Source organism: Idiomarina seosinensis, from assembly GCF_003987275.1.
Classification (GTDB): Bacteria; Pseudomonadota; Gammaproteobacteria; order Enterobacterales; family Alteromonadaceae; genus Idiomarina; species Idiomarina seosinensis.
Map to the genome: position 1 here is coordinate 116,665 of NZ_PIQF01000002.1, position 19,867 is coordinate 136,531.

The following is a 19,867-nucleotide window of genomic DNA, read 5'->3' on the forward strand; positions in this document are numbered from 1 at the left end:
CGATGCAAGCAAATAAGAGGTATTACGAGTGCTTAATGAATATCGCCAGCACGTCGAAGAACGTGCCGCAGAGGGGATCCCTCCAAAACCACTAACCGCCGAGCAAGTCGCAGACTTAATTGAGTTGCTAAAAAACCCGCCAGCTGGTGAAGAACAGTTTTTAGTTGAACTACTGGCTGAACGCGTACCACCGGGTGTTGACGAAGCAGCTTATGTTAAAGCGGGCTTTTTGAGTGCGTTAGTAAAAGGTGAAATCAACAGCCCTGTTATTAGCAAACAAGACGCGGTGAAGTTACTGGGTAACATGCACGGTGGCTATAACATAGTAACACTGGTTGAGTTGCTTGATGATGAAGAGCTCGCCGAGCTTGCTGCCGAAGAGTTAAAGCACACGATACTAATGTTCGACGCCTTCCACGACGTGGAAGAGAAAATGAAAGCTGGCAATACACTGGCTAAAGAAGTAGTCCAGTCGTGGGCAGATGCAGAATGGTTTACCAGCCGTGACAAATTGGCGGACAGCATTACAGCAACCGTCTTTAAAGTGACCGGCGAGACCAATACCGATGATTTATCACCAGCGCCTGATGCCTGGTCACGGCCTGATATTCCACTGCATGCTAAAGCGATGTATAAAATGCCACGCGAAGGCATCACCGACGCCGGTAAGCAGATTGACGAGTTAAAACAGAAAGGCCACCCGGTGGCTTTTGTCGGCGACGTGGTCGGCACTGGCTCTTCGCGGAAATCAGCGACCAACTCGGTGTTATGGAACATTGGCGAAGATATGCCAGGAACGCCTAACAAACGTGCCGGTGGTATCTGCATTGGCGGTAAAGTTGCACCGATCTTTTTTAACACCATGAAAGATGCCGGTGCCTTAGTATTTGAAGCCGACGTCGATAAAATTGAAATGGGCGATATCATTACGATTTACCCTTACCAAGGAAAAATCGAAAATGAAGCAGGCGAGATCGTCGCTGAGTATGACTACGCCTCGCGAGTCATTCTCGACGAAGTTCGTGCTGGCGGTCGAATCAATTTGATTATCGGTCGTGGCTTAACCAGTAAGGCCCGTGAGTCACTCGGTTTAGGCCACAGCGATTTATTCCTTACTCCAGAGCAGCCAGAAGACAGCAATAAAGGCTACAGTCTGGCACAAAAGCTGGTCGGTAAGGCTTGTGGTATGGAAGGCGTTCGTCCGGGAACATACGTAGAGCCGAAAATGACGACCGTAGGCTCTCAGGATACCACCGGGCCAATGACTCGTGACGAATTAAAAGACCTGGCTTGCCTGGGCTTTAATTCCGATTTAGTGATGCAGTCTTTCTGTCATACCTCTGCTTATCCAAAGCCGGTCGATGTAGAAACACAGCACACATTACCTGATTTTATTATGAACCGCGGTGGTGTCTCGTTACGTCCTAACGACGGAATCATTCACAGCTGGTTGAACCGTATGCTGTTGCCCGATACTGTCGGTACTGGCGGTGACTCACATACGCGTTTCCCACTAGGCATCTCATTCCCGGCTGGCTCTGGCTTAGTAGCCTTTGCGGCAGCAACCGGCGTAATGCCATTGGATATGCCAGAATCCGTACTGGTTCGCTTTAAAGGCAAAATGCAGCCAGGTATTACCCTGCGTGACTTGGTTCATGCCATTCCTGCGTTCGCTATCAAGGAAGGTCTGTTAACGGTTGAGAAGCGCGGCAAGAAAAACGCATTTTCCGGCCGAATCCTGGAGATTGAAGGTCTTGAACACTTAACCGTAGAACAAGCTTTCGAACTTTCTGATGCGTCTGCAGAGCGCTCTGCCGCGGGTTGTACTATTAACCTGTCAGAAGAGTCTGTGGCTGAGTACCTACGCTCAAACATTACCATGTTGCGTTGGATGATCAACGAAGGCTATGGTGACGCGCGCACACTCGAGCGCCGTGCTCGCAAAATGGAAGATTGGTTAGCAAACCCAGAGCTTACTCGTGCTGATAAAGATGCTGAGTACACAGAAGTTATCGAAATTGACCTGGACGAAATTAAAGAGCCAATCGTCTGTTGCCCGAACGATCCGGATGACGCTAAGTTCTTAAGCGAAGTTGCCGGTGATAAAGTAGACGAAGTATTCATTGGTTCTTGTATGACCAACATCGGTCACTTCCGTGCTGCCGGTAAACTGTTGGAGAAGAACTCTGACCCACTGAACACACGGTTGTGGATTGCGCCGCCAACTAAGATGGATAAAGCGCAGTTAGAAACCGAAGGTTACTACGACATTTATGAGCGTAACGGTGTGCGTACAGAGATGCCGGGTTGTTCACTGTGCATGGGTAACCAGGCGCGTGTTGAGCCTAATTCAACCGTACTATCAACCTCGACTCGTAACTTCCCGAATCGTTTAGGCGACGGTGCTAACGTTTACTTAACCTCAGCGGAATTGGCCGCGGTTGGTGCTATTATCGGTCGGCTGCCGACTCCACAGGAATATATGGAGTACGCACAAGACATCAATGCCATGGCGGGTGAAGTTTATAAGTATCTAAACTTTGACCAAATGGATGCCTTCCGCAGCGCCGAAAAGGCCGCTAAGGAAAATATCATTCCAACCATTAACGTGGCTTAATTTGCCCGATAGTAAAAAGCTCCCAACCGGGAGCTTTTTTTATGTCTGCTAAAAACAGCGTGCGTCAGGGACGCACGCTACCGTTTGTGGCGCAGATAGAACACGGCGGGGATTAATAGCATTGAGACCAGCGGTGCCAGGATCATGCCGCCAACCATCGGCGCCGCAATGCGTTGCATCACTTCATTACCAATACCACTACCTAACATAATCGGCAATAAACCAATGATAATCGTTGCAACGGTCATTGCCTTTGGCCTGACTCGCAATAAGGCGCCTTCCTCAATCGCAGCTACAAGCTGCTGCTTATCTTCGCCAACTCCTTTCCAGGCATTGTTTAAGTAGAGTAGCATGACCACGCCAAACTCCGCCGCCACTCCGGCTAGAGCAATCATACCAACGACAACCGCCAGTGACAGGTTATAATCTAGCCAGAATAGCAACCACAGGCTTCCGGTTAGCGCCAATGGCAATGTAGCAATAACCAGTAGCGCCTGACTCATCGAACGAAAGGTCAGATACAACAAAATAACGATTACCGCTAACGTTAACGGGATGATTTCCTGCAAATCGCTCTCTACTTGTTGCATTGCCTCATACTGACCTGTCCAGCTCCAGTTATAGCCTGTTGGCAGCTCAATCTCCGACAGCAGCGGGGAAACTTGCTCAATATAATTAGCAACACTCACTCCAGCCGCCGGCTCGATAAAGATCCAACTACTGGGCCGGGCATTTTCACTTTTCAGCAGCGCTGGACCCTGCGTCAACTCAACCGAGGCGACGTCAGCTAAGGTTAGCCATTTGCCACTATCACTGCGTATTGGTAGCTCCGTAAGCTTACTCAGATGATCGCGGTCGACGCGTGGGTAACGTAAGTTAATAGGGAAGCGTTCATTCCCCTGCACGGAAATAGCAATATTACTGCCACCAATTGCCGTAGTGATATGTTGCTGAATATCCGCCTGACTCAATCCAAAACGCGCGGCGGCCCGCAAGTTGGGTGTTATTTCGATATAACGTCCAGCGGCTGCCCGCTCAGCAATCACTGAACCGGTCGCAGAGTGTTCACCCAAAGTGCCCTCGATACGGGTAGCAACCTGCTGCAGCTGCTGAAAATCAGCCCCGCTGACCTTTATCGCCAGCGGCGTTTTAACCCCGGTCGCAAGCATCTCAATACGGGTACGGATCGGCATAACCCAGGCATTTGTCACGCCGGGCACCTGAACTTGTTGCTCCAGCTCGGCAATCACATCGTCGACCGTCTTACCTTCTGGCCATTCCGATTCCGGAGTCAGAGTAATGCTGGTTTCAATCATGGTTAACGGGGCGGGGTCGGTTGCGGTATCGGCCCGTCCGACTTTACCAAAAACACGCTCTACTTGCGGATGCTCCGCAATCAGTGCGTCGGTTTGCTGCAGCAAGTCCGAGGCTTCATTAACACTGATGCCGGGCAATGTCGTTGGCATATACATTAAGTCGCCTTCGTACAAGGGCGGCATCAGTTCCGTATCCAGGTTCTTTAATGGATACCAGGCGCTGGCGGTTAGTCCGATAGCGAGCACAATAATCAGTTTTGGCCAGCCCAAGGTAAAATTGAGCAACGGCCGGTAAAGCCAAATCAAAAAGGCAGTCAGAGGGTTTTTATTCTCAGCAGGTATTTTGCCTCGCACCAGCAGACCCATTAGCACCGGAATAAGCGTAATCGCTAAGATAGCGGCCGCCCCCATAGCCAGTGTTTTGGTGTAGGCTAACGGCTCAAAAAGGCGCCCTTGCTGGCCTTGCAATGCGAACACCGGAATAAAGCTCACCGTTATCACCAGCAGTGAGAAAAATAAAGAGGGCCCTACTTCGCGACAGGCGTCGGTAATAATACGCCAACGCTGCGCGCCTTTTACGACTTCGCCAGAATGTTGTTGGTGCTTGTATAAATGTCGGTGTGCATTTTCGATCATAACAATAGCCGCATCGACTAACGCACCGATGGCAATCGCAATACCGCCCAGACTCATGATGTTGGCACTAATACCGAGTCCATTCATAACCCAGATAGCGAACAATACGGACAACGGTAAACTGATGACCGCAACCAACGCTGAGCGCGCATGCCAAAGGAATAGCACACAGACAATCGCCACTAGGGCCATTTCTTCCAGTAACTTACTGGTTAAGTTATCCACAGATGCTTGAATCAACTGCGAGCGGTCGTACGTTGTCACAATTTCTACGCCTTGCGGTAAACCTTGCTGCAATTGCTTCAGTTTATTTTTTACCCGTTCGATGGTTTGCAACGCATTGGCGCCATAGCGCATAACGATAATACCACCGACAACCTCGCCTTCACCGTCTAGCTCAGCCACACCACGACGAACCTGCGGACCAATCCGTACCGTCGCAATATCTTCGAGTAAAATGACTCCCTGTTGCTGCGAGCGGTTAGCAGGGCTGTTTGGCAATACCGGTAACTCTCTTAAATCGTCGAGTGACTGCAGGTAACCAAGGCCCCTGACCATGTATTCGGCTTCCGCCATTTCGACCACGGAACCGCCAACCTCGGCATTTGCCTGCTCTATACTCGTCTCTATATCATCAAGCGTTAATTGGTATTGGCGTAGCTTCGCGGGATCAATAACCACTTGATAGGTTTCAACCATACCGCCGACCCGAGCGACTTCAGCGACACCATCGACGCTTTGTAGCTCTTGTTGCAAGAACCAATTTTGCAGGCGTGTTAATTCGCCAAGATTTTTTTGCCCCGAGTTGTCGACCAGCGCGTACTGAAAAATCCAACCAACGCCGGTAGCGTCGGGACCAAGGCTGGGTTGAACTTGTTCGGGCAACTGACTTTGAGCCTGATCCAGGTATTCAATAACGCGGCTGCGTGCCCAGTATGGGTCCGTTCCTTCTTCGAAAATGACGTAAACGTAAGAGTCACCAAAAAAAGAGAAACCGCGCACTGATTCGGTCTTAGGAACCGACAGCATCACACTGGATAGTGGATAGGTAACTTGTTCCTCAACCACCGCGGGCGCTTGACCCGGATAATTGGTCTTGATGATAACCTGAACATCCGAAAGATCAGGAATCGCATCCAATTTAGTGCGTTGTAATGATTGCCAGGCTAAAAAAGTTAATGCCGCGAACAGGACAATCACTAATAAAGGGTTTCGTAATGACGCTTGAATAATTCGCGCTAGCATTAGTGACTCCCGTGGTCGTGGGTGCTCATTTCAGGCTGCTTGTCTGCGTTTGGTTGCAGCCCTTGTAACGACGCTTCCGAATCCAGTAAAAACTGGCCGTTGGTCACTACCCGCTCACCAGCACTTAAACCGCTTTTTACTTCTATTTCATCACCGACTCGTAGGCCTGTTTTTATTTCGCGTACCGCAAACGCCTGTTCACTGGTCTGTACAACGACGCGATTGTTTTGCGCCGTCTGGATCAAGCTTGCTACCGGAATAGTCAGCGCATCTTCAATCTCGGCCAGCTCAACATGCGCCGTTGCCCATAAACCCTCTCTTAATCGATTTATCGAGTCACTAACCGGAACCCTTGCGGTTAAGGTCTGGGTTTGCTCATCCATTTTTGGATATATATAGTCAATCCGATTCATCCAGTGGCCATCGACTTGGTCCGAGCTGACATGCGCCATTTGCCCCACTTTCACCTGATCCGCATAGCGTACGGGGATATCCAGCAAGAACCACAATCCTTGATCACCACTAATTGTCATCAGTTCCTGGCCTGGATTAACATACATGCCTTGTTGAATGTTGAGGTTGGTCAAGTAGCCTGCTTTTGGTGCGTAATAGTCAACTTCATACTGGGATTGCCGACTCTGTTCAAGCTGTTCAATCTGCTGTTCGGTCATCCCCAACAGTTGCAGCCGCTGTCGACCCCGACGCTTAAATGACTGTTGGCTTTGTTGATCGCCGACTTCCGTCAACGAGTCCAGTAACTGTAGATAGTCATCTTGCGCAACCACTAAATCGGGCGCATAGACCCGGTATAGTTTCTCACCCTTTTCTACCCATTGACCTTCGATATCAGCATACAGCTGTTCGACCCAACCCTCTGCACGCGAATGCACATGATATTGGGCAGACTGCTGCCAATTAACCTGCGCCTGAGCGGATAACTGTGGCTGTAATGTCTTACGTTTTACCTGAGCCGTCGTCACCCGAATTGCCTGCTGTTGCTGCTGGTTAACCGTAAACTCAGGTGATGGCGCTCCTTCGGAACTTACCCTTTTACTGGGTTCCTTTTTAACCAGATCCATACCACAGATGGGGCAGGTTCCAGGCTCATCTCTGACAATTTGGCTGTGCATCGGACAAACATACTGGGTCTGCTCGTCAGACGGGTCGGCTGAGTGCTGATGTTCGCTATGATCCTGCAGTGCCTGCACGGGTTGAACAAAAGCAACAGCTAATAGCAGCACCAATACTGCATAGATATACAATTTCATGGATAGATCCACCTTTACTTAGAAACCAGGGCGCCTATTCAGGCATTTAATCGGTTAAGCAAATAGTGGTTTGGGAGGACGAATTAAGCGCTCGCTGCGCTTTAATAGAGTCGCTAAGGATTTACTCGTTAATGATTCGGTTGCTTGAGACAACCAGGGGGAGAGCTTATTCACTAAGCCAATTTGGCCAGCACAGTGTTGTTCACAATGTTGGCAAAATGAGCTTTCCTGCTCACAGGGTGTCGCTTCCTGCTGACTTTGTTGTTCATCACAACACTCATGAGCGGCAACAGAACTAACGGTATCTGACATCGGCATAGCGTGCGCTGCTGGCAGAGAGAAGCTCCCTGCCAGCAGCGTTACTATAAATGTCAGAATGACCGTTAGTGCTTTCATGCCAATCAGTATAGCAAAACCATTACCAAATGGTCACACGATTTTCAGGCGCTACGTAAAGCTCGTCGCCTTCGGTAACGTCAAAGGCTTCATAAAAGGCCGGAACGTTAACCACAGTACCGTTAACCCGGTACTCAGCAGGCGAATGCGGATCGCTCATTACCTGTTCACGGATCGCGTCTTCACGATATTTACCGCGCCAGACCTGTGCCCAGCCGATAAACACACGTTGTTCGCCGGTAAAGCCATCAATCTTAGGTGATGATTCGCCGTTCAACGACTGCAGGTAGGCATCATAAGCGATGGTTAAACCGGCCAGGTCACCAATGTTCTCACCCAGAGTTAAGTCACCTTTAATATTTAAACCCTCGATAGGTTCATACGCGCTGAATTGCTCCGACAGTTTTTGACCGCGTTTATCGAACGCTTCACGGTCGGCTTCGGTCCACCAGCTTTCAAGGTTGCCGTCGCCATCATACTTAGACCCCTGGTCATCAAAACCGTGGCCCATTTCATGGCCAATTACAGCACCAATGCCGCCATAGTTAACCGCCATTTCTGCGTCCATATCGAAGAATGGAGGCTGTAAAATGCCCGCAGGGAATACAATTTCGTTGCGCACCGGGCTGTAATAGGCGTTAACCGTCTGCGGCGTCATGCCCCAGTCTTCCTCATCGACTGGACCACCAATTTTAGCGATCTCTTCCTGATAGTTGAATTCAGCATAGGCTTTATAGTTGCCTACCAGATCAGTTGCGGAAATTTGTAAATCGCTATAGTCACGCCATTCGTTCGGGTAACCAACTTTAGGATCAAATTTAGCCAACTTACCCAATGCTTTTTCTTTGGTTTCGTCGGTCATCCACTCCAGATTCTTAATCGATTCTGCATAGGCTACGCGCAGGTTTTCGATCAATGATTCCATTTTGGTTTTGGCTTCAGGCGGGAAGTATTCTTTAACATAGACTTGGCCCAGAACCTCGCCAAGAATACTGTCCGTAGCATCAACTCCACGTTTCCAGCGGGGTTCTTGTTCCGGTGTGCCACGCAACGTTTTTCCATAAAATTCGAAGCGCCGTTCGGCAAAGTCTTCGCTTAAAATAGAAGCCGCATCGTTAACCATACGGAAGCTCATGTAGTCCTTCCAGGTCTGCAGGTCAACATCGCTGAACATCGCTCCGAAGTTCTCGAAATAGGAGGGTTGACGAATAACCATTTCCTCGACTTTACCAAGATCAGCTGCATTCACCCAACTGGCAAAGTCAAACTCACCCATCAGTTCGGCCACTTCGCCCGCTGACTTCTTATTATAGGTTTTATCGGCGTTACGGCTTTCAACACGAGACCACTGAACTTCAGCAAGTTTCGTTTCCAACTCAAGAATTCGTTCAGCGGCTTCTCCAGCATCCTCAACACCCGCCATCTCCAGTACATCGGCAGCGTATTCTGTATAGGCTTCACGAAATTCTTCAAATTTTTCATCGTCTTTCAGGTAGTAATCCCGGTCTGGAAGGCCTAAACCTGATTGCGATACGTACATTGCATTGGTTTGTGGATCTTTCGCGTCAGGGTAAACATAAAATGCAAATGGCATGGAAACACTTTGGCGTGTCATTCGTGCCATGTGTTCCGCGACCGCTGAGTGGCTATCCAACGCGGCAATCGCATCTAAATCGCTGGCAATTGGCTTAGCGCCCAGTTCGTTTAAGGTCTCAACGTCCATATAGGCGTTAAAGAAGTCGCCCACTTTCCTTTCGCTCGAACCGGGTTCAGGATTCGACGCCGCCGCTTTCTCGATAATGTCGCGCAAGCGTTTTTGGTTTTGCTGACGCAAGTCGTAGAAAGAGCCGATCGATGACCTGTCCGATGGGATTTCGGTACGATCAATCCAGGCGCCATTTACGTGCTGATACAGGTCATCCTGTGGCTTTACGCTGTGATCAAAGTTTTCCAAAACAACACCTGACGGCAACTGCTGTTGCTGTTCTTCTGAGGTTGCTTGTTGATTGGATTCATTCTGTGATTGTTGCGGTGAACAGGCCGTTAAGGCTAGCGCCATAGAAACGCTGGCGGCTACTGTCGCTAATTTTAATTTCATCGTTTTTACCTTTATTGTTCTAGTCGTGTTTTAGCGTTTTGTCGGTAAACAAATAGTCTTTGAGCTCATCATCAAACTTAGGATCTTTGCGGCGAATCCACTCAAGCATCATCGCAGCGTGCTCTTTTTCTTCGTCTCTATTATGGATAAGCACAGCTTTTAGCTCGTCGTCTTTGCACACATCAATGCGTTGGTTATACCAATCAACGGCTTCGAGCTCTTCCATCAATGAAATAATTGCCCGATGCATATCGCGCGTTTCATCCGACAGAAGTTCATACGGTTCGTGGTATCCCTCGTTTGCCATAGAGAACTCCTTGTTTTGCAATTTAGTTAACTTGTTAAAATTATCGCATTGTTAAGCAACACGCAAAGAAAAACGGCTGTATTCGCGATGAATACAGCCGTTTTAATGATGATTTACTTGTAAAGAATCAGTAACGATTAATTACTTCTTCTTTTTCGCCTTTGGATTTGGCATATCAGTAATCGAACCTTCATGAACTTCTGCCGCTAAACCAACCGACTCATGCAAGGTTGGGTGAGCATGCACAGTTAAGGCGATATCTTCCGCATCACAGCCCATTTCGATAGCCAAACAAACCTCACCAAGCAGCTCGCCGGCGTTAGTGCCGCACATAGAGCCACCGATAATACGGTTGTTTTTATCAAAGATTAGCTTAGTCATACCTTGCTGTGCATTTGATGCAATCGCGCGACCGGATGCTGACCATGGGAATGTTACCGCATCATATTCGATGCCCTGCTCTTTGGCCTCTTTTTCGGTCAAACCTGCCCAAGCCACTTCAGGATTGGTGTACATGATTGACGGAATAACTTTCGGCTCAAAGAAGTGTTTTTTACCAGAAATAACCTCTGCTGCTACATGGCCTTCGTGCACACCTTTATGCGCGAGCATTGGCTGTCCAACGATGTCGCCAATCGCGAAAATGTGGTCAACGTTAGTACGCATCTGGCTATCAACATTAATGAAGCCACGGTCGTCAACCTTAACGCCAGCCTTGTCAGCGTCAATTTTGTTGCCGTTTGGCGCTCGCCCAACAGCGACCAGAACCACGTCGTATTTAACTGGCTTTTCAGGCGCATTTTTGCCTTCGAAGGTTACATAAATTCCGTCTTTCTTAGCTTCGACATTAGTTGCTTTCGTGCTCAACATAACCTTTTCGAAGCGACCTTTAACCTGTTTGTTAAAGCTTTTAATAATGTCAGCGTCTGCTGGTGGAACCAGCTGGTCTGTCATTTCGACAACATCAACTTTAGAACCTAGCGAGCTATATACCTGCCCCATTTCCAGTGCAATAATGCCACCGCCTAACAACAGCATTTTCTCTGGAATTTCTTTAAGTTCTAGTGCATCGGTAGAGTCCCACACACGGTCGTCGTCATGTGGAATAAACGGTAACTTGATGGCTTGTGAGCCAGCGGCGACAATTGCGTTATCAAACTCGACTTCGCTATCACCGTCGTCACCTTCTACTTTAATGGTGTTGCTGCCAGTGAATTTACCGTAACCATTAACGACTTTCACTTTACGCATTTTCGACATCTGGTTAAGACCACCGGTTAACTGCCCAACCACTTTTTCTTTGTGTTTGCGCAGCTTATCCAGATCGATTTTTGGCTCACCGAACTCAATCCCTTCTGCCGCTAGATGCTGAGCTTCTTCGATGTGCTTGGTCATATGCAATAGTGCTTTTGACGGGATGCAGCCCACATTAAGGCAGACGCCGCCTAAGGTGCTGTAACGTTCAATCAAAACAACGTCAAGACCCAAGTCAGCCGCACGAAAGGCAGCCGAATAGCCGCCCGGGCCTGAACCTAACACTACTACCTGTGTTTTAATTTTGTCGCTCATGTTAACCCCTTTTTTGTCCCAGCCAGTTGAGCCACCGGCTGCGGTCAGTCAACGCTAATAGTGGCGCTATTGTAGCGCGAATTGTTTGGTATTTCCTGCCCAAATTGGTGCTTAAAGCACCAATTTTCTAATGTCGCCTAACACCCGGCTTAGGTAGGCAGTAAAGCGTGCTGCTTCGGCACCGTCTATCACTCGATGATCGTACGACAGTGATAGCGGCAGAGTCAGCCTTGGCTCGAACTCTTTACCATTCCACTTAGGCTTCATCTCGTTACGAGAGACACCTAAGATAGCCACATCGGGCGCATTAACAATTGGCGTAAATGCAGTACCACCGATACCACCCAGACTAGAAATTGAGAAACAGCCGCCTTGCATGTCCGCGGCTTTAAGTTTGCCGTCTCTCGCTTTAGAGCTTATTTCGACCAGCTCTTCCGACAACTCATAAATGCCTTTTTTATCAACATCACGGATAACCGGCACCACAAGACCATTCGGCGTATCTACGGCAATCCCGATATGTACATATTTCTTCATGTACAGTGACTCACCAGATTCCGACAACGACGAGTTAAAGGTTGGGAATTCACGCAACGCTTTAGCACATGCTTTCATGATGAATACCAGCGGCGTGATTTTAAAGCCCAGCTCTTGTTTCTTCGCAACTTCGTTTTCTGCTTTACGGAAGTTCTCAAGCTCGGTTATATCGGCTTCGTCAAACTGTGTAACGTGCGGAATGGTGACCCAATTACGATGCAGATTAGGTCCTGATTTACGCTGAATACGCGATAATTTGACTTCTTCAACATCGCCAAACTTACTAAAGTCAACTTTAGGCGCATCGATAACTTGCAGCCCACCGCCGCCTTGCCCGGTAGCTCCGGCAACCGCTTTTGGACGAGACAGTTCATACTTGACGTAATCCTGCACGTCTTCTTTCAGAATACGACCTTTGGGGCCATTACCTTTCACTTCTGACAAATCGACACCAAATTCGCGGGCTACGCGACGCACAGCTGGTGATGCGTGAATCGTATGTTTATCTTTGCGCTCCGTCGGATGATCGGGCACCGGAGGCTGGCGCTCACCACTCGCTTTACTTGACGATGAATCATCACTGTCACTTTTTGAGGCAGATTTATCGTCTTTATCTTTCGAGTCGCTTTTTTCGGTGTCTTTTTTGCTTTCCTTGCTTTCTTTACTCTCTTGAGCTTCTTCTGCTGAGTCATCCGCTGAGCCTGAGTCACCTGCCACTTTAAGCTTGGCGATAACAGAACCCTGCGACACTTTGTCGCCCTCTTTCACCAACATTTCGACAATGTCACCGTCATCCGGACAGGGTACGTCCATGGTCGCTTTGTCAGTCTCTAACGTTATAAGACCGTCTTCCTTAGCAACCGAGTCGCCTTTCGAGACCAGTACTTCAATAATTTCAACGTCTTCTTCATCACCGATGTCCGGCACTTCGACATCAATCACTTTTGACTCGCCAGAGCCTGATGACTTAGACGGTTCGTCGGACTTGCCTTCATCCTCGTCATCCGCATCGTCGTTGTCGTCTTCTGCTTCCGTTTTCTCAGATTCTTCAGAGGTTTCTTCCTCAGAAGCCTGTGTGTCGTCAGCAGAGTCATCGCCGGAGTCATCAGCATCATCTGACTCGCCGGCGGCTTCGATCACCGCCAGCACGTCGCCTTCACTGATGGTATCGCCTTCTTTCACCTTTAACTCGACAATTTTGCCGCCGGAGGACGCCGGGATGTCCATCGACGCTTTATCGCTTTCGACGGTGACTACACCATCTTCTTGCTCGATGGTGTCGCCTTCGCTGACCAAAATTTCTATGACTTCGACTTCTTCACCGCCCACGTCCGGGACTTTGAGTTCGATTGTATCGGCCATCTCAGTTCTCCTTATGCGTTACGTGGGTTAAGTTTTTCAACATCGATATCGAAGTCTTTGATCGCTTTCGCCACCACTTTCTTATCGATATCACCGGCATCCGCCAACTCTTTTAGCGCTGCGACCACAATGTAATGTGGGTTCACTTCAAAGTGCTTACGCAGATTAGCGCGGCTGTCTGAACGACCAAAGCCGTCAGTACCAAGCACTCGATAAGAAGTTGGCACCCAGGCCCGAACCTGATCGGCGTATAGTTTCATGTAATCCGTCGCTGCCACAGCTGGGCCTTTCGCTTTTTTCATGGCTTTGGTGATATAAGCTTCTTTCGGATCTTTTTCCGGATTCAGCATATTGTGGCGATCCGTATCGAGACCGTCGCGGGCTAACTCGTTAAACGAGGTAACGCTGTACACGGTTGAATTAACGTCATAGTCAGTCGCCAAAATAGTCGCAGCTTCACGCACCTGCTCTAAGATGGTTCCGCTACCGAGCAACTGAACATCAGCCTTGGCTTTTTTCTTAGACTTGACGTTATCAAGTACGTAAATACCTTTGAGGATGCCTTCTTCAACACCTTCCGGCATTTCCGGCTGATGGTAATTCTCATTCATTACCGTCAGGTAATAAAACACATTTTCCTGGTCGCCAAACATGCGCTTAAGGCCGTCATGTACTATTACCGCAATCTCATAGCCATAAGTTGGGTCATAGCTAATACAGTTAGGCACAGTCCCAAAGTGAACTAAGCTGTGCCCATCCTGATGCTGCAAACCTTCACCGTTAAGCGTGGTTCGTCCTGCAGTACCACCAATCAGGAAGCCTCGGGTCTGGCTGTCGCCTGCTGCCCAGACTAAGTCACCAACGCGCTGGAAGCCGAACATTGAATAATAAATGTAGAACGGAATCATCGGTTCATTATTCAGCGAGTAACTGGTACCAGCGGCTACCCATGAAGCCATTGCACCAAGCTCGTTGATACCTTCCTGAATAACCTGACCTTTTTTGTCCTCACGATAGTAGGCAACCTGATCGGCATCCTGAGGGGTATACTTTTGTCCATGGTGAGCATAAATACCGACCTGACGGAACAAACCTTCCATACCAAAGGTACGCGCTTCGTCCGGAATGATCGGCACAATCCGCTTACCAATTTTCTTATCTTTTAACAGCGCCGTCAGCACTCGTACAAAAGCCATAGTTGACGATATTTCGCGATCACCAGAGCCTTTCAACACCGCATCAAATGCTTTCAATGCTGGCAATTCAAGCTCTACGTCACTCTCTTTTCGACGCACGGGCATGTAACCGCCTAACGAATCACGACGTTCTTTCATGTACTTCATTTCGTCGCTTTCATCATCGAACTTGTAGTAAGGCAGATCTTCCAGTTCTTCGTCTTTGAACGGAATATTAAAACGGTCACGCAGATGTTTGATCGCGCCCATGTCCATTTTCTTAACCTGGTGAGCAATATTTTTACCCTCACCGGCTGCGCCCATACCGTAGCCTTTAACCGTTTTAGCCAAAATAACCTGTGGCCGACCTTCGGTATTCGCGGCTTTGTGATAAGCGGAATATACCTTCACCGGATCGTGACCACCACGATTTAAGCGCCAAATATCTTCATCAGACAGGTTCGCTACCATCTCTTCGGTTTCTGGGTATTTTCCAAAGAAGTTTTCGCGGGTGTATTTGCCACCTTTGGCTTTAAAGTTTTGATAATCACCGTCAACGGTTTCTTCCATCAATTGGCGCAGTTTACCTTCAGTATCCCGGTATAGCAGTGGGTCCCAATAACGTCCCCAAATAACTTTGATCACTTCCCAGCCTGCACCACGGAAGGTACCTTCCAGTTCCTGAATGATTTTACCATTACCACGAACCGGACCGTCCAAGCGCTGCAAGTTACAGTTAATCACAAAGGTAAGGTTGTCCAATTCTTCCCGAGACGCCAGACTGATCGCGCCTAAGCTTTCCGGCTCGTCGGTTTCACCGTCACCCAAGAAGCAATATACGCGTTGATTCGAGCAATCTTTGATACCGCGGTCGGTTAAATACTTAAGGAACCGGGCCAAATAAATTGCCTGTATTGGACCTAAGCCCATCGACACGGTTGGGAACTGCCAAAAATCAGGCATCAAGTTCGGGTGCGGATAAGAAGGCAGGCCTTTTCCTTCAACTTCCTGACGGAAGTTATTGAGCTGCTCTTCGGTCAAGCGTCCTTCAATAAATGCTCGACCATAAATGCCCGGTGAAGCGTGCCCTTGAATAAATAAGAAATCGCCGCCGTCTTTTTCGTTAGGCGCCCGGAAAAAGTGATTAAAGCCAACGTCATACAGCATCGCCGATGACGCGAAACTGGCAATATGGCCGCCAAGCTCTTCACCCTTTTGAGACGCGCGTAATACCATCATTACCGCGTTCCAACGGATTGCTGAGCGTATGCGCGATTCCATGGTCTGGTTGCCCGGCATGGTCGGTTCTTGACTGGCCGGAATAGTATTTAAATAAGAAGTGGTCGGGCGGTACGGCAAATAAGCACCATTTCGGCGTGCTTTATCGATTAATTGTTCCAACAAGAAGTGGGCGCGCTCGGGACCTTCAGCGTCCAGAACCCCTTCCAGAGCGTCAAGCCACTCCTGGGTTTCCTGCTGATCAACATCTTTGTTCAGTTCTTCACTCATAACTATTCCTTACCCTTAAATTATTCAGGAACGACGCAGCGACCGTTGAATACGTGATTGCTCTTTTGTCATTTCCAACAACGCCTGTTCAATATAGGACAAATGTTGGTGACACGCATCCCGCGCTTGCTCCGGTTTGCCGTTAACAATAGCTTTCGCTATTTGCGAACGGTGTTGATTCAATTGCTCTAAAACCCCGGGGTTCTGAGCCAGAATTTGTAAATTTTGTTTGATATTCTCGGCCAATAGCTCTTGCATTCCCAGCACCACATGCAGCAACACCACATTATGAGAAGCTTCCGCAATTCGCAGATAAAAATTCACCAAGGCATCAACTTGATGGTGAATATCATCTGACTGGGTTTCCATTATGCTATTGATACTAATCTTTATCCGATCCAGATCGGCGTCGGTGCCACGAAGAGCCGCATAAAATGACGAGATCCCTTCTAACGCATGACGAAACTCCAGCAAGTCAAATTGCGACTCTGGATGTTTTGCCAGCAGTTCAAATAACGGCGTGGTGACTTTGTCATTCAAGCTATCGGTAATGTAGGTTCCGCCGCCCTGACGTCGATCAACTAAGCCTTTCGCTTCTAATTTTTGAATTGCTTCCCGCAAAGATGGACGGGACACTTGGAAGCGTTGCGACAGATCGCGCTCAGAGGGAAGCTTTTGCCCAGCAGAAAAGCGACCATCGACAATCATCGCTTCTATTTCAGCGACAATTTGATCGGATATTTTGGCAACTTTAATTTGCTGTATCGGCATTAACGCCCTCAGTCTAATAATAAAATGACACTTTAGGTAAATTGGTCTGACCAAAGTGTGCAAATATTCTAAAGGAAATTAGCAGACAACCCAAATTTTTTTGCGCTGGTAGGACCTTTAAACTGCCGTTAAGTTAATGCAGTCCACCCCATAAAGTCAGCACCGCGATAACACAGAGCCAGGCTATTTGCTGACGCTTCATCAGCTCTAGCTGTTTAGTAACCGCATCGGTTTTGTCATCCGGATGGTGTGGTAAATCTTCCGCTTTATCCGTCAGCTTTGCCAGTATCTCATGACTCGGCGTGGAAAAGTCTCCCAGCGACTGCAACCAGGTTGGCAGTGCCTGCGAAAAGTTACCTACCAGTAACAAACCCAACCCAGTTAAGCGCACCGGAATAAAGTCAATCGCCCAGCGTAACCGACACAGAGGCAACCGGTTAAAGGTTTCACGGTAATGGGAATCAGCTAATCGAATTGAAGCATACGCCAGCGCTCCAAATACACCGAAGGCGACGTAGAAGAAAATAACCGCGACATAGTATTGGTAGTTTAACCAGCTAACCGTATCTTCAATCGCTATGTCTTGATCGTGTCCGGCCAACTGTTGCAGTGACTTTTTATGCTCCTCGACCGCGTCAGCATCACCTTTGTTGGCTGCTTTTAAATAACATTTATAAGCTTGCCGTGCAGGCTGACAGCTGACACTAATAAGTAAAGCAATGATGCCGCATATAAAGGTAACCAACAGGTGATCGAGCCAACTGACCAATAAGCCTGCCAGGATTGCCGGGATCAAGAGCCACAGCAATTGTACCAGCGGATGCTCTAACTTATTTTTATGGCTGGACGACTGTAACTTTTCCTGACTCCACTGCACCCAGCGCGAGAGGTAAAAGTCCAGGTGCCAGAATGCCGGCAAGTGAACAACTCGTTCTATGCTCAGAGCTACTAACAGAGCAATGAGAATCATAATCTCTCCCTTAACTAACTTTTCGTTAGCTGGTTATGGGCTTGTTATAAATTGGTCAAATAATATGACCAATTAAAGCCAGTACCTGGATCGGTTTTTCGACCTCTTGCAATATGTTCGTGCCCGACGATACGTTGCCGAGTCAGTTTCGGATATTCCGCCAATAAGGTCCGGCTCACAGCTGCCAACTGTTGATATTGCTGCTCGGTATACTCACTGGTGTCGGTACCTTCCAATTCTATGCCGATACTATAATCGTTACAACGTCTGCGCCCACAGTAGCTTGAAACGCCCGCATGCCATGCACGCTGGTTAAACGGAACGTACTGCTCAAGCTGCCCGTCACGCCGGATAACCAAGTGAGCGGAAACGCGTAATCCGGCAAGCGGCTCAAAGCCACTACCCGCGGTCGTATCTAACGTCCCTTTAAACAGCTGCTCGACGTATGGAGTGCCAAATTCGCCTTCCGGCAAACTGATGCAATGGATAACCAATAAATTGATATCTTCAGCATCCGGTCGCGCATCGTAATGAGGTGACGCCACAAATCGCGCACCATTTAAACAATGGTTTTTAATACTATGTCTTTTCACCGCTCACACAAACAGGTAAAGTTTGCCCCCTAGTATCGTCATTGCTCCGACAAAGGTAAAGCTTTCATGGATCCGGTTTTGTCTCTTTCACAACAAGAACTTCTTTCGCTTAAGCATCAAGTTTCGTTAGCGCTAAAAGAAGACTTGTCCGCTATTGATGCCAACCTCGACATAACAGCTCAACTAATTGACTCACAAAACCACAGCGAGGCGACCATCATCACCCGAGAGTCTATGACCGTTTGTGGGGTGGCGTGGGTTAACGAGGTATTTGCACAACTTGATGGCTCAATAACTATCGACTGGCTAGTGAGCGATGGTCAGGTGGTGGAAGCGAACAGTGTATTGTGCCGCTTATCAGGCTCCAGCCGTTCGTTATTAACCGGAGAGCGAACCGCACTTAACTTTTTACAGACACTGTCGGCTACGGCCACAGTAGCCGCTTTTTATACACAAAAGCTGGCCGGCTCCAACACTCGACTACTTGATACTCGAAAAACTCTCCCCGGCTTGCGGTTGGCTCAAAAATACGCCGTCCGCTGTGGTGGCGGGACGAACCATCGTATTGGTTTATATGACGCATACCTGATTAAAGAAAATCATATTGCTGCATGCGGTGGTATTCGTCAGGCTGTTGACCGCGCTCGGCAGCTTAATCCTGGAAAGCCAGTAGAAGTGGAAGTAGAAAACCTTGATGAGTTTGGACAGGCGTTACAGGCTCAAGCAGATATCGTCATGCTCGATAACTTTTCTTTGGCTGATATTAATCAGGCAGTCACTCAAAACCAGCAGTCATCGCGTCCGGCCCAGCTTGAAGTTTCGGGCAACATAACCGATGACCGTTTGCACCAGCTTAAAGACACTGGTGTGGATTTTATTTCTTCCGGGGCACTAACCAAACACATCACAGCCATTGACCTGTCGATGCGTATTAGCTAATCACTGACATATTTTTAAAATTGCTGACTCGGTGATCAGCGTCCATAGTTGCGGTTTTTGCGTGAGAGGCTGCTATGTACATTACCCACTTGTTACGCCGAGTCACTGCAGGCTTTAGCCTCATTGAGCTAATGGTGGTAGTTGCAATTATGGCTATCCTGTCTTCATTGGCGATTCCCGCTTATCAGCAATACAGTCAGCGCGCCAAAGTAACCAGCGCCCTGCGTCACGCGCAGCCAATGCAGCTAGCGGTTGCTTTATGCTGGCAGGTCGAAGGAAGCTTAGCGCGCTGCAACCAACCCGGAAGTCGGGGGTTACCTAATATCGCGAACCCACTGCCGGCCGAACTTAGCCAGTTTTTAGTCAGCGATAACGCCAGCCTAACTCTTGAATTCGCCGATGTAGTAATGGATTCAGGTCCATTACAGGTACAACTGACTCCAACACTGCAGCAGGGTATGTTGAATTGGCAGTTAAGCTGCTCTGATTATACCGGTGGTCGTACGGTTGTCTCTGGCTGCCTGTCACAACTAACACGTTAAACGTTGATGACATCGCC

14 protein-coding genes are annotated in these 19,867 nt (G+C 48.5%); 3 read left to right on the forward strand and 11 right to left on the reverse strand.

Annotated elements, in window-relative coordinates; translation table 11 throughout:
* Positions 1-28 precede the first annotated feature (28 nt).
* Positions 29-2,617: a bifunctional aconitate hydratase 2/2-methylisocitrate dehydratase gene (locus tag CWI81_RS06895; protein WP_126784581.1), complete on the forward strand. Its 2,589-nt coding sequence runs from the start codon at positions 29-31 to the stop codon at positions 2,615-2,617.
* Between the two features lie 77 nt (positions 2,618-2,694).
* Here CWI81_RS06895 and CWI81_RS06900 read toward each other — a convergent pair whose 3' ends face one another.
* From CWI81_RS06900 to ampD, 11 genes are all read right to left on the reverse strand, one after another.
* Entirely contained in the window at positions 2,695-5,814 is a 3,120-nt protein-coding gene (locus CWI81_RS06900) for an efflux RND transporter permease subunit (RefSeq protein WP_126784582.1), read from the reverse strand.
* Positions 5,814-7,082 (reverse strand): efflux RND transporter periplasmic adaptor subunit, encoded by a 1,269-nt coding sequence (locus CWI81_RS06905; RefSeq protein WP_126784583.1) that lies wholly within the window; start codon positions 7,080-7,082, stop codon positions 5,814-5,816. The genes CWI81_RS06900 and CWI81_RS06905 overlap by 1 nt, the downstream gene beginning before the upstream one ends.
* Positions 7,083-7,136: 54 nt before the next feature.
* On the reverse strand, positions 7,137-7,478 hold the full coding sequence (locus tag CWI81_RS06910) for a hypothetical protein (RefSeq protein WP_126784584.1): 342 nt from the start codon (positions 7,476-7,478) through the stop codon (positions 7,137-7,139).
* 22 nt (positions 7,479-7,500) lie between these two features.
* Positions 7,501-9,576 carry a M13 family metallopeptidase gene (locus tag CWI81_RS06915; protein WP_126784585.1) on the reverse strand — a complete coding sequence of 692 codons (2,076 nt, stop codon included), beginning with the start codon at positions 9,574-9,576 and terminating at the stop codon, positions 7,501-7,503.
* 19 nt (positions 9,577-9,595) lie between these two features.
* Positions 9,596-9,883, reverse strand: coding sequence for an encapsulin-associated ferritin-like protein (locus CWI81_RS06920; protein WP_126784586.1), 288 nt, complete (start codon positions 9,881-9,883; stop codon positions 9,596-9,598).
* A 141-nt stretch (positions 9,884-10,024) separates the two neighbouring features.
* The gene (lpdA, locus tag CWI81_RS06925) at positions 10,025-11,452 is read right to left on the reverse strand and encodes a dihydrolipoyl dehydrogenase (protein WP_126784587.1); all 1,428 of its coding nucleotides are present in this window, start codon (positions 11,450-11,452) and stop codon (positions 10,025-10,027) included.
* 111 nt (positions 11,453-11,563) lie between these two features.
* Positions 11,564-13,351, reverse strand: coding sequence for a dihydrolipoyllysine-residue acetyltransferase (gene aceF / locus CWI81_RS06930; protein WP_126784588.1), 1,788 nt, complete (start codon positions 13,349-13,351; stop codon positions 11,564-11,566).
* Positions 13,352-13,362: 11 nt separating this feature from the next.
* On the reverse strand, positions 13,363-16,035 hold the full coding sequence (aceE, locus tag CWI81_RS06935) for a pyruvate dehydrogenase (acetyl-transferring), homodimeric type (protein ID WP_126784589.1): 2,673 nt from the start codon (positions 16,033-16,035) through the stop codon (positions 13,363-13,365).
* Between the two features lie 24 nt (positions 16,036-16,059).
* On the reverse strand, positions 16,060-16,806 hold the full coding sequence (gene pdhR / locus CWI81_RS06940; RefSeq protein ID WP_126784590.1) for a pyruvate dehydrogenase complex transcriptional repressor PdhR: 747 nt from the start codon (positions 16,804-16,806) through the stop codon (positions 16,060-16,062).
* Positions 16,807-16,939: 133 nt separating this feature from the next.
* Positions 16,940-17,776, reverse strand: coding sequence for a regulatory signaling modulator protein AmpE (gene ampE, locus CWI81_RS06945; RefSeq protein ID WP_126784591.1), 837 nt, complete (start codon positions 17,774-17,776; stop codon positions 16,940-16,942).
* 44 nt (positions 17,777-17,820) lie between these two features.
* Positions 17,821-18,369: a 1,6-anhydro-N-acetylmuramyl-L-alanine amidase AmpD gene (gene ampD / locus CWI81_RS06950; RefSeq protein WP_126784592.1), complete on the reverse strand. Its 549-nt coding sequence runs from the start codon at positions 18,367-18,369 to the stop codon at positions 17,821-17,823.
* 66 nt (positions 18,370-18,435) lie between these two features.
* Here ampD and nadC point away from each other — a divergent pair, with 66 nt between their 5' ends.
* On the forward strand, positions 18,436-19,308 hold the full coding sequence (gene nadC / locus CWI81_RS06955) for a carboxylating nicotinate-nucleotide diphosphorylase (protein ID WP_126784593.1): 873 nt from the start codon (positions 18,436-18,438) through the stop codon (positions 19,306-19,308).
* Between the two features lie 74 nt (positions 19,309-19,382).
* Positions 19,383-19,850: a pilin gene (locus CWI81_RS12880; RefSeq protein ID WP_126784594.1), complete on the forward strand. Its 468-nt coding sequence runs from the start codon at positions 19,383-19,385 to the stop codon at positions 19,848-19,850.
* The last annotated feature ends 17 nt before the right edge of the window (positions 19,851-19,867 follow it).

What these genes read in the sequence shown, in the direction of transcription:
- aceE (WP_126784589.1), bottom strand. Translation starts at nt 16,035, where the DNA reads ATGAGTGAAGAACTGAACAAAGATGTTGATCAGCAGGAAACCCAGGAG.
- CWI81_RS12880 (WP_126784594.1), top strand. Translation starts at nt 19,383, where the DNA reads ATGTACATTACCCACTTGTTACGCCGAGTCACTGCAGGCTTTAGCCTC.
- aceF (WP_126784588.1), bottom strand. Translation starts at nt 13,351, where the DNA reads ATGGCCGATACAATCGAACTCAAAGTCCCGGACGTGGGCGGTGAAGAA.
- CWI81_RS06900 (WP_126784582.1), bottom strand. Translation starts at nt 5,814, where the DNA reads ATGCTAGCGCGAATTATTCAAGCGTCATTACGAAACCCTTTATTAGTG.
- ampE (WP_126784591.1), bottom strand. Translation starts at nt 17,776, where the DNA reads ATGATTCTCATTGCTCTGTTAGTAGCTCTGAGCATAGAACGAGTTGTT.
- CWI81_RS06920 (WP_126784586.1), bottom strand. Translation starts at nt 9,883, where the DNA reads ATGGCAAACGAGGGATACCACGAACCGTATGAACTTCTGTCGGATGAA.
- CWI81_RS06915 (WP_126784585.1), bottom strand. Translation starts at nt 9,576, where the DNA reads ATGAAATTAAAATTAGCGACAGTAGCCGCCAGCGTTTCTATGGCGCTA.
- nadC (WP_126784593.1), top strand. Translation starts at nt 18,436, where the DNA reads ATGGATCCGGTTTTGTCTCTTTCACAACAAGAACTTCTTTCGCTTAAG.
- CWI81_RS06910 (WP_126784584.1), bottom strand. Translation starts at nt 7,478, where the DNA reads ATGAAAGCACTAACGGTCATTCTGACATTTATAGTAACGCTGCTGGCA.
- pdhR (WP_126784590.1), bottom strand. Translation starts at nt 16,806, where the DNA reads ATGCCGATACAGCAAATTAAAGTTGCCAAAATATCCGATCAAATTGTC.
- CWI81_RS06905 (WP_126784583.1), bottom strand. Translation starts at nt 7,082, where the DNA reads ATGAAATTGTATATCTATGCAGTATTGGTGCTGCTATTAGCTGTTGCT.
- lpdA (WP_126784587.1), bottom strand. Translation starts at nt 11,452, where the DNA reads ATGAGCGACAAAATTAAAACACAGGTAGTAGTGTTAGGTTCAGGCCCG.